Source organism: Saccharopolyspora sp. NPDC049426 (assembly GCF_040676935.1).
Classification (GTDB): Bacteria; Actinomycetota; Actinomycetes; order Mycobacteriales; family Pseudonocardiaceae; genus Saccharopolyspora.
Window position 1 is genome coordinate 494719 of the sequence record NZ_JBFAPZ010000005.1, and the last position, 11065, is coordinate 505783.

Here is an 11065-nt window from a genome sequence, read left to right on the forward strand (position 1 = left end):
GGTCAGCCGTCCAGCGGCTCCCCGAAACGAGTGCCCGCGAGTCTAGGGTCCGCGCTTCCCCTCATGTTCGGGTGGCGGCGGCCGGACCTGGACGGTTCTGGTCCGAACCGCCCCTCTTGCGCGGTCAGTTCGGACCCACCCGAGGCGAGACGCCTACGGCGCGATCTCGCGCCAGCGGTTGGTGATGGGCAGCCGGCGGTCGCGGCCGAACGCCTTGAACGTGATCTTGGTGCCCGGCGGGTACTGCCGGCGCTTGAACTCCGCCCCGTCGACCATCCGCAGCACCCGCTCGACCAGCTCCGCGTCGAAACCGTCCGACACCAGGTCCTGGTAGCCCTTGTCGCCCTCCACGTAGCCGTCCAGGACCACGTCCAGAACGTCGTACTCGGGCAGCGAGTCCTGGTCGGTCTGATCCGGGCGCAGCTCGGCCGACGGGACCTTGCTGATCGAGTTCTCCGGGATCGGCGGCACCTCACCGCGCTTCTCGGCGGCGTCGTTGCGCCACCGGGCGAGCTTCCACACCAACGTCTTCGGCACGTCCTTGATCGGCGCGAACGCGCCCACCGCATCGCCGTAGATCGTCGAGTAGCCCACCGCCAGCTCGGTCTTGTTGCCGGTGGCCAGCACCAGGTGGCCGTGCTGGTTCGACAGCGCCATCAGCAGCACGCCGCGCACCCGGGCCTGCACGTTCTCCTCGGCCAGCCCGGTCAGCTGCAGCTGCCGCACGTAGACGTCGACCATGTCGGCGACGGCGTGGGTCTCGAAGTGGCAGCCGAGCCGTCGAGCCAGGTCGGCGGCGTCCGAGCGCGAGTGCTCCGAGGAGTACACCGACGGCATCGACACGCCGTGGACCGAATCCGGGCCCAGCGCGTCGACGGCCAGAGCCGCGCACACCGCCGAGTCGATGCCGCCCGAGAACCCGAACGTCACCGTCCGCGCGCCGTTCTTGTGCACGTAGTCGCGCAGGCCCGTGACCAGCGCGCCCCACACCTCCGCCTCGTCGGACAGCGGTTCGGCGGGCACCGGCAGCGGACGCGGTTCGTAGCTCGGCGCCGGCTCGGGCTGCAGGACGATCCGGCTCACGTCGAAGGCGGGCATCCGGATCGGACCCGGCTCGGCCGGAACCGTCGTCGAAGTGTGCCCGCCCGAGGTCAGCTCCAGATCGGCGACCAGCAGGTGCTCGGCGAACTGCGGCGCCCGCGCGATGATCCGCCCCTCGGCGTCGGCGACCAGCGAATCGCCGTCGAAGACCAGCTCGTCCTGCGCGCCCACCAGGTTCACGTAGGCCAGCGGTGCACCCGCCTCGACCGCGCGCGCCGACACCAGCGGCACCCGCTGGTCGTCCTTGGAACGCTCGTACGGCGAGGCGTTGATGCACACGACCACGTCCACGCCGACCTTGCCCAGCGCTGCCACCGGACCGCCGTTCTGCCAGATGTCCTCGCAGATCACGACACCGACGTCGACGCCGTGCAGCTTGACGATCGGCAGCTCGAAGCCGGGAGCGAAGTTGCGCGCCTCGTCGAAGACGCCGTAGTTCGGCAGGTGGTGCTTGTTGTAGGTGGCCACGACCTCGCCGCTGTAGAGCAGCGACGCGGAGTTGCGCGGTCCCTCGTCGTCCCGCCCGAGGTGACCGACGACGACCAGCGCGTCACCGCAGCCGTCGGCCTGGAGATCGCGCGCCAGCTGCTCCAGCGCGTCGCGGTTCGCGGCGGCGAACGACTTGCGCAGCGTCAGGTCCTCGATCGGATAACCGGACAGGGTCATCTCCGGGAACGCCACCACGTGGGCGCCGTCCTGCACAGCCCGCCGAGTCCAGTCCCGGACCATCGAGCTGTTGCCGGCAATGTCGCCGACACACGTGTTGACCTGTGCGAGTGCGATCCGCAACTGGGGCATGCGCCCATCTTCGCGCACCCGCTCAGGTGGCGTGCCCCTGCCCGACATGAATCACACGGGCATGTTCATGTCACGATCTCGGAATGGCCCGACCACACCGAGTGCTCACCGCGATGGCCCTGCTCGTGCTGGTCGCCGGAGGTTGCGGCGTCCAGGGCGACCAAGCCCTGCAACCGCACAACGAGCGCAAGGGACCGGTCGGTCCGATCCCCACCGGACTCGAGCGGTTCTACGGCCAGGAACTCGCGTGGGGCCCGTGCTCCGGCTACGCCACCACTTCCGCCGACCGGACCGCGTTCCAGGACCCGGCTCTGGAGTGCGCGCGGCTGGAAGTGCCGATGGACTACGCGCATCCGGAGGCCAAGACGATCCGGATCGGCGTCCTGCGCAAACCGGCCACCGACCAGCAGTCGCGCATCGGAGCCCTGACGGTCAACCCGGGCGGCCCCGGCGCGTCGGGGATGAGCGCGGCGGCGAGCCTGACCACGAGCGTCGGCGACAGCGAGCTGGGGGAGCGCTTCGACCTGGTCGGCTTCGACCCGCGCGGCATCGGCGCCTCCGAACCGGCGGTGCGCTGCCTCAGCGACTCCGAGCGCGACGCCGAACGCCTCGACTCCGACGCCGACACCTCCCCGGCCGGCGTGGCTCAGTCCGAGCAGGAGGAGCGCGAGTACGCGGGCAAGTGCGCCCAGCGCACCGGCGCGGACATGCTCGCCAACGTCGGAACCCGCGACGTGGTGCGAGACCTGGACGTGCTGCGCTCCGCGCTGGGCGAACCGAAGCTGAACTACCTCGGCTACTCCTACGGCACCCGGATCGGCTCGGAGTACGCCGAGAGCTTCCCCGGCAACGTCCGCGCGATGGTGCTCGACGGCGCGATCGATCCCGGGCAGACCACGGTGGACGCGCTGGTGGCGCAGGGCGCGGGCTTCCAGCGCGCCTTCGACGACTTCGCCGACTGGTGCGCGGCCCGCTCGCAGTGCGCGCTCGGCAACGACCCGAAGCAGGCGGTCAGTCGGTTCCAGCAGCTGACCCGCCCGCTGGTCGACGACCCGGTGCAGGCGGGCTACGGCCGCGAACTGTCCTATCCGGACGCCACCATGGCGGCGATCCAAGCGCTCTACGCGCCGACGCTGTGGGAGACCCTCGAGACCGGGCTCGCCGAACTCCAGCAGCGCCGCGGTCAGACGATGCTGAGCCTGGCCGACAGCTACTTCGGCCGGGAGTCCAGCGGCCGCTACAGCAACACCACCGACGCCTTCGACGCGATCCACTGCGTCGACGACAAGCGGGTCACGGATCCCGAGGAGGTCCGCAAGGCCGACCGCCGCTACCGGGAGGCCGCGCCGTTCCTCGACGACGGCAACCCGCCGACCTCGGCCCGCGACATGTGCGCGTTCTGGCCGGTCCCGGTGACCGGTGAACCCACCCAGCCGCAGGTCGGCGCGCTGCCGCCGGTGCTGGTCATCTCCACCACCGCGGACCCGGCCACGCCGTACCAGGCGGGAGTGCAGCTCGCGCAGGCGCTGCACGGCAGGCTGCTGACCTACGAGGGCACCCAGCACACGGTGTACATGCAGGGCGTGAGCTGCGTGGACGAAGCGGGGACGAAGTACCTGGTCGATCTCCAGGTTCCGCCGGAGGGAACCCGCTGCTCGGGTTGATCGATCCGCTCGCCGCGAGCGGTGGTGAAACAGGTCACATGGCGCCTATCGTCGGCGCATGGATCATGCGGACGAAACGGGCGGGAAGCCTGCGGAGCAGAGCGTGACTTCGGTGCTCCTCTCCGGCAGCACGTACAAGAGCCTCGGTGAACAGGTGCTCTCCCCGGCGGAGGAGCGGTTCGAACGCGCCCGCCGCACCACCGGCCTGTTCCTCGCCCCGGCGTTGACCATCCTGTTCCTGCTCCTGCCGACCCAGCTCGAACCCGCCCAGCACAAGCTCGCCGCCGTGCTGCTCGGGGTGATCGTGCTGTGGGTGTGCGAACCGGTGCCGATCCCGGTGGGCGGACTGATCGGGGTCGCCGCGGTGGTGGTCCTCGGCGTCATGCCGCCGGACGACGTGCTCGCACCGTTCGGCTCCTCGACGGTGTTCACCTTCATCGGGGCGTTCATCCTCGCGCAGGCGATGCTGCGGCACGGCGTGGCCAGGCGCTTCGCCTTCACCATCCTGTCGCTGCCGGGCGTCGGCAAGAGCGCCTGGCGGGTCATCACCGCGTTCGGCCTGATCACCTGCCTGCTCTCGGCCGTGGTGTCCAACACCGCCACGGTCGCGATGCTGCTGCCCACCGCCGTCGGCATCCTCGCCGTCATCGCCGAACTCGTCCGCAAGCAGCTGCCGGAAGGCGAACCCTTCGACCCGCTGCGACTGCGCGTCGGCGTCGCCCTGATGCTCATGCTCGCCTACGGCGCGAGCGTCGGCGGACTGCTCACCCCGATCGGCTCGCCGCCGAACCTCATCGGCCGCGGCCTGATCGAGGAGGTCACCGGCCAGCGCATCTCCTTCCTGCAGTGGATGGCCATGGCGGCACCCGTGTGCTTGGTGATGTTCGCGGTGCTGGCCGTGGCGCTCCTGCTGCTCAACCGGCCGGAGATCAAGAAGCTGACCGGCGTCGAGGAGTACGTCGCCGGGGAGCGCGCCAAGCTCGGCCCGCTGTCGCGCGCGGAGAAGAACACCCTGGTCGCCTTCGCGATCACCGTCGTGCTGTGGGTGACGCCCGGGTTCGTCGCGCTGATCGCGGGCAACGACTCGGCCGCCTACGACGCCGTCAGCGACCGCCTCGACGAGGGCATCGTCGCCGTCCTCGGCGCCTCCCTGCTGTTCCTGCTGCCCACCGACTGGTCCCAGCGCCGCTTCACGCTCACCTGGACCGAAGCCTCCCGCATCGACTGGGGCACGGTGGTGCTGTTCGGCACCGGCATCATCTTCGGCTCGCTTCTCGCCGACACCGAACTCGCCAAGACCATCGGCGAGGGAACGGCCGGGTCGCTGGGCTTGACCAGCGGCATCGCGATCACCGTCTTCGCGATCGTGCTGGCAGTGCTGGTCTCCGAGACGACCTCCAACACCGCCGCCGCTTCGGTGGTGGTGCCGATCGTCATCCCGGTGGCCCTGGCGGCGGGGACCAATCCGTTCGTGCCCGCCCTGGCCGCCACCTTCGCGGCGTCCTTCGGGTTCATGCTGCCGGTCTCCACACCCCAGAACGCCGTGGTCTACGGCTCGGGCGCGGTCCCGATCACCAAGATGATCCGCTCCGGTGCGGTGTTCGACGTGGCAGGCGCGCTCGTCATCGGACTCGTGCTGCCGTTGATGGTCGCCGCCATCGGGTTCGGGTAAACACCTCGGCACCAGCTCGTGACCTGCCGCGCCGATCAAGACGATCCCGAGGCCAGGAAGTTAGAGTGCGGGCATGAACCGCCAGCAGGAGTTTGTGCTCCGCACCCTGGAGGAACGTGACATCCGCTTCGTGCGGCTGTGGTTCACCGACGTCCTCGGCATGCTCAAGTCAGTGGCGATCTCGCCTGCGGAACTGGAGGGCGCCTTCGCCGAGGGCATCGGGTTCGACGGCTCGGCGATCGAGGGCTTCGCCCGCGTCTACGAGTCGGACATGGTCGCCAAGCCCGATCCGAGCACGTTCCAAGTGCTGCCCTGGGAAACCGCAGACGGCGAGCACTACTCGGCCCGGATGTTCTGCGACATCCAGATGCCCGACGGATCGCCCTGCTGGTCGGACCCGCGGCACGTCCTGCGCCGGACCTTGTCGCGCGCCACCGAATCCGGCTTCACCTGCTACGTGCACCCCGAGATCGAGTTCTTCCTGCTCAAGGGGCTTCCCGGCGACGGCAGCGAGCCCGAGCCCGCCGACTCCGGCGGCTACTTCGACCAGTCCAGCCACGACGCGGCCCCGCACTTCCGCCGCAACGCCATCGAAACCCTCGAAGCGATGGGCATCTCCGTGGAGTTCAGCCACCACGAGGGCGCACCCGGCCAGCAGGAGATCGACCTGCGCTACGCCGACGCGCTCACGATGGCCGACAACGTGATGACCTTCCGCTACGTGGTCAAGGAAGTCGCGATCACCCAGGGCGTGCGCGCCTCGTTCATGCCCAAGCCCTTCAGCAACCAGCCGGGCTCCGGTATGCACACCCACTTCAGCCTCTTCGAAGGCGACCAGAACGCCTTCTACCACCCCGAAGACCCGTACGAGCTGTCCGAGACCGGCCGGGCGTTCCTCGCGGGCATCCTGCACCACGCGCGCGAGATCAGCGCCGTGACCAACCAATGGGTGAACTCCTACAAGCGGCTCGTCGTCGGCGGCGAAGCCCCGACCGCGGTCTGCTGGGGTCACGCGAACCGGTCCGCGCTGGTCAGGGTGCCGATGTACTCGCCGGGCAAGTCCTCGTCCCGTCGCGTCGAGGTCCGCAACCCCGACTCGGCCTGCAACCCGTACCTGGCCTACGCGGTGATCCTCGCCGCCGGCCTGCGCGGGGTGGAGAAGGGCTACGAGCTGCCACCGGCCACCGAGGACGACGTCTGGAGCCTCACCGAGCACGAGCGCAAGGCCGCCGGCTACGCCAACCTGCCGCAGAACCTCACCGAGGCGCTCGGCGAGATGGAGAACTCCGAGCTCGTCGCCGAAACCCTCGGCGAGGAGGTGTTCAACTTCTTCCTGCGCAACAAGCGCGAGGAGTGGAACAACTACCGGAGCCGGGTCACCCCGTACGAGCTCTCCTCGATGCTCCCGGTGTTGTAACGGAATCTGTGCTCTTCTCGCTCAGCGGTGCGGGTAGGGGAACCTGAGCGGCGCTGTGGACTCCGCGCGCCTCGACTTGTGCATGTCCAGACACAGCGTCGAGGCGTGCCCGCCACAGCACCGCTCAGAACCCCCGGCGGTGCGAGTTGCTCAGGTGGGGCAAGGAGAAACCGGCTTCGCCGGTTGCCTGATGGGACCATGGAGTTCTTCTGAGATCCGTGGGGCGATAGGTTGCGGGCGTGACTGATTCGCAGCCGCACCCCGAGCACGACGAAACGCGCTCCGGCGAGTCCGCCGTCGAGCTCCAGTCGGGCGTTCTGGAGCAGTCGTCCCTCGAACCGGAGTGGCCCGCCGAGCAGCCGGCCGCGGGACGGTCCTCCGCGCTCACCCTGCTCGGCTGCACCCTGGCCTGTCGCGACCAGCTGCCCGCGGCGCGCGTGCTGCGCAAGAGCTTCCGCGAGCACCACCCCGGATCCGGGTTCGTCCTGCTGATCGTCGACGAGCCCGACGCCGTCCGCGACGAGCCCGACGCGCTGTCGATCACCGACATCGGCGTCGACCCGCAGGAGTTCGCCAGACTGGCCATCGGCTGCACCGCCGAGCAGCTCCGCGGCGTGCTGCGTCCGCGACTGCTCAAGCACCTGCTCCGGTCGGGCTCGACCGTGCTGCACTTCGAACCCTGGGTGCAGGTCTTCGGCCCGTTCACCGAACTCGTCACCGGGCTGACCGCCGAACGCCCGGTCGCCCTGGTTCCCCGCGTGCTGCACCCGCTGGCCGCCGACGGACTGCGCCCCAGCCCGGCTGATCTCGCCGAATCCGGCACCTTCGACTCCAGCGCCTTCGCGGTCCGCCCCGGCGCCGAGGACCTGCTGACCACCTGGATCGAGCAGCTGCGCCACGACCCCACGATGACCGCGCCCGTCCTCGACGGCGCCCCCGCGCTGGTCGACCACGAGGTGATCCGCGATCCGGGCGTCGGGCTCTCGGTGTTCAACGCCGCGCAGCGCCGACTGGACGTCGCCGACGGCGAGCACGTCGTGGACGGATCGGTGCTGCGCAGCGTGCACTTCGACGGCTTCCAGCCGCAGCGCCCGTGGTTGCTGTCGGCCGACTACGCCGACAACCCGCGACTCCTGCTGTCGGAGAACCCGGTGCTGGCCGGGCTGTGCGCGAGCTACCGCAACGCCCTCGTCGAGGCCGGCTACAGCCGCGAACAACCGCACCCCTTCGACGCCCTGGCCGACGGCGTCCTGCTGCCCGACAGCCTCCGCAGGCAGTACCTCGACGTCTGGCTCGGCGAAGGCGACGCACCGCCGAGCCCGTTCGAACCCGACGGAGCCACGGCGTTCAAGGAGTGGGCCTGCGCCCCGGCCGACGACCGGCAGCGCACCTCCGGCGGATCCCGCTGGACGGCGGCGGTCTGGGCGGACGACGCCTTCCTCCGCCGCGACTACCCCGATCCGTTCGGTGCCGACGCCGAGGCGTTCCACGAGTGGTGCGCGGGCGTCGGGGTGGCCAGCGGTCGGGTGCCTGCCGAGGCGGTGCACCGCCGCACCGGCGGTGACCTGGCGCTCGTGGACCAGCTCGGGGTCGCGGTCCTGGGCAGCGGACCGCTCGCCGACCTGATGCGCACCGCCGTCGGCGCCTCCGGCCTGCCCTCCGCCGACACCGCCTACTACCCGGTGGTGCTGCGCTGCGCGCCCGGCCTGTCCGTGCCGGCGGGCCGCTACGTCATCGACGTGCATGCGGGCAGCGGCGGCCTCGGCTCGGACGCGGCCGAGACCTGGGTGCTGTCGGAGAGCAGCCGCCTCGCGGTCCGCCGGAACGGGTTCAAGACGCGCGTCGTCACGCTGCCCGCACCGGAGCGCGAGCGCATCGACCTGCCGACCCGCAAGGGAGCCCGCGCGCGGTTCGAGCTCTCCGACGAGTTCGTCATCGCCGCCCACGTCGACCACGCCGCGGAACGCGCGGACAACGCGCTCGGCATCGTCTCGGCGTTCCTCACCGCGTTCGCCGAGCGCGAGGACGTGCGCCTGCTGATGGCGGTGAACGGAGCGGCCCGCCACCCGGAGGCCGCCGAACGGCTCCGCCTGGCCACCGCCGCGGATCCCCGCGTGCGGCTCGTCGAAACCGACGTCGACCTGCACGCGCTGCTCGCGGCCGCGGACTGCTTCGTCTCGCTGCACCGGGGCGACGCCGGTGATGAGCACGCCCTGCGTCTGCTGGAGGTCGCCGCGCACGGTGTGCCGGTCATCGCTGGTGAGCACGGCGCGGTCGCCGAACTCCTCGGCGCCGAGTGCGCGCGCCTCGTGCCCTGCCAGGGCGTCAGCGAACCGGACGTCGAGGCCGCCGCCGAGATCATGCGCGACGCCGCCGACGACCCCGAAGGCACCGCGGCCTTCGGCGTCGCCGCCAGGGAGACGTTGCTGGGCACGCACACCGTGGCCCGTGCGGGCGCTCGCCTGCGGGAACGCGTCGAGCACGCCTACGGCAACTGGCGCACCAAGTGGTCCGGTGACAAGCACGGCCAGTTCGACGACCCGTTGCGCCCGCTGCTGGTGGCGCGGCACGCGCTGCACCGGGCCCCGGAAGTGGGCCAGGGCGGCACCAACGCGATCGCCCCGACCCTGCGCAAGGCGGTGCTGCGCGCGCTGAGCCACTACGACGACCACATCCGCGACGTGCTGCGCTCGCTGGTCGACGGGGTCGAGCAGACCGCGGGCGAGCTGCTGCGCCGCCAGTACGAGTCGGACGGCGACGGCGACGCCGAAGGCATGCGCGCCGAGCTCGCGCAGCTGCTGCGCAGGCAGGACCAGTTCGGCGCGCAACTGGTCGGCACCGACGACGGCCTGGTCCGCGCCCGAGCGGACCTCGCGGATCAGCACCGCAGGCTCCGGCGTCTGGAGGAGTCGGGGGTACCGGCGAGCTCCGGAGGTTCGGACGACCGGGTCGATGCGCTCGCCGAACGCATCGACGGCCTCACCGGCGCGCTGGAGAAGGTCCTCGACCGCATGGACGCGATGGAGGCCAGGCAACCTCGGCACGACCTCGAATCCGGGGTCCGCAGCGCGGCGGGCGACGCGGCGAACGCGTTGCAGCGCACCGACGTGCTGCAGCGGATCCTGCTGCGCGAGCACGAGCGCGCCACCGGTGGAGGAGACGGCACCACGACGCCGGTGCTCTGCGATGCCGGGCTGATGCGCCTGCCCGCGGACGACGCGCTGATGCTGCCGTGGTTGTCGTCGAACCCCTCCTGGGACGCCGACACCTCAGCGCTCATCGATTCGCTGCTCGAACCGGACGGTGTGTTCCTCGACGTGGGCGCCTACGTCGGTTACCAGACCGTGCGGGTGCTGAGCAGGCTCGGGAACAGCGGCGCGGTCGTCGCGGTCGAACCCAGCCAGCAGGCCCGCGCGTTGCTCAAGCACAACGTCGAGATGAACGTGCCCTCGGCGTGGGCCAACCGGCTGCTGCTCATCGAGGGCGCGGCCTGGGACGGCCCGGGGGAGCTCGCGGGCGAACCCGCGCTCGCCGGCGGCGTGTCGGTCAGCCCGATCGCACCGGATGCCGAGCAGGAACAAGGCGACCGGGTGCCGGCGTTCCGGCTCGACAAGGAGCTGGAGAACCACGCCTCGCTGGAGAAGCTCAAGCTCTCCGTGGTGCACGTGGACGTGGGCGCCAGGGTCCACCGGGTCCTGGGAGGTCTGGTGCGGTTGCTGCGCCGCGATCGTCCCTCGATCGTGTGCTCGTTCACACCGGACGCGATCAGCGGCCTCGGCGATGATCCGGCGGCTGCGCTCCGTGAGTTCGGCACGTGGGGTTACGAGCTGGTGCCGGTCGGCCGCGACCGTCCGGTCGAGGCCTCTGACCTGCTGGAAGCGATGAAAACGGCCGGCGGCGGAAGCAGCGTGAAGCTCTGGCTGCGGCCGAAGCAGAAGTGATCCACACTGGGCCGAACGGGTGGCGTCAAGATCTGACCAGGCGATTTGACATTGACGCAGAGTGTGCGTAACTTTCTCTTTGTCGCACGGAAAGCCGAACGACGCGGAGTGTTCGCGGCGAACGGCACTGGGAGCGCCACGAGGTTCCGGACTCGGTTCGGGCTCACGTGACAGCGCAGACCGGTTCGGGGCGCGCGGTTTGACACCGCGGAGCGCACCGGGTAACGTAAGACAGTCGCTAGGTAGAGGCGGAGCTCCGGTTCCGCGTCCGACCAGCAGTTGATAACTCGAATATGGCTCGCGCTTCCGGCGAGAAAGTAAGGGGACCCCCCTGAAAACGCCGAAAAGAGAGCCTGCTAGAGTTACCAACACAAGAACGAGGAAATGACTCCCCGGAGTTCACGCCCTGGAAGTGGGGTTGTGGCGATGGTGTGGGTGTGTTCTTTGAGAACTCAACAGTGGACTGTTTTGG

5 protein-coding genes are annotated in these 11065 nt (G+C 70.3%); 4 read left to right on the forward strand and 1 reads right to left on the reverse strand.

The genetic code is table 11. The features are described 5' to 3' along the window. Positions 1-153 precede the first annotated feature (153 nt). Positions 154-1899, reverse strand: coding sequence for an NAD+ synthase (locus tag AB0J78_RS14055; RefSeq protein ID WP_363789305.1), 1746 nt, complete (start codon positions 1897-1899; stop codon positions 154-156). A gap of 83 nt (positions 1900-1982) precedes the next feature. Here AB0J78_RS14055 and AB0J78_RS14060 point away from each other — a divergent pair, with 83 nt between their 5' ends. The 4 genes from AB0J78_RS14060 to AB0J78_RS14075 all read left to right on the forward strand — a co-directional run bounded on the left by AB0J78_RS14060 (position 1983) and on the right by AB0J78_RS14075 (position 10593). Beyond that, positions 1983-3563 carry an alpha/beta hydrolase gene (locus AB0J78_RS14060; RefSeq protein ID WP_363789306.1) on the forward strand — a complete coding sequence of 527 codons (1581 nt, stop codon included), beginning with the start codon at positions 1983-1985 and terminating at the stop codon, positions 3561-3563. A gap of 103 nt (positions 3564-3666) precedes the next feature. Then, complete coding sequence (locus AB0J78_RS14065) at positions 3667-5235, forward strand: DASS family sodium-coupled anion symporter (RefSeq protein ID WP_363789307.1); 1569 nt, start codon at positions 3667-3669, stop codon at positions 5233-5235. A gap of 73 nt (positions 5236-5308) precedes the next feature. Next, positions 5309-6652 (forward strand): glutamine synthetase family protein, encoded by a 1344-nt coding sequence (locus AB0J78_RS14070; RefSeq protein WP_363789308.1) that lies wholly within the window; start codon positions 5309-5311, stop codon positions 6650-6652. Between the two features lie 239 nt (positions 6653-6891). Then, positions 6892-10593, forward strand: coding sequence for an FkbM family methyltransferase (locus AB0J78_RS14075; protein ID WP_363789309.1), 3702 nt, complete (start codon positions 6892-6894; stop codon positions 10591-10593). Positions 10594-11065 lie beyond the last annotated feature (472 nt).

What these genes read in the sequence shown, in the direction of transcription:
- AB0J78_RS14070 (WP_363789308.1), top strand. Translation starts at nt 5,309, where the DNA reads ATGAACCGCCAGCAGGAGTTTGTGCTCCGCACCCTGGAGGAACGTGAC.
- AB0J78_RS14060 (WP_363789306.1), top strand. Translation starts at nt 1,983, where the DNA reads ATGGCCCGACCACACCGAGTGCTCACCGCGATGGCCCTGCTCGTGCTG.
- AB0J78_RS14055 (WP_363789305.1), bottom strand. Translation starts at nt 1,899, where the DNA reads ATGCCCCAGTTGCGGATCGCACTCGCACAGGTCAACACGTGTGTCGGC.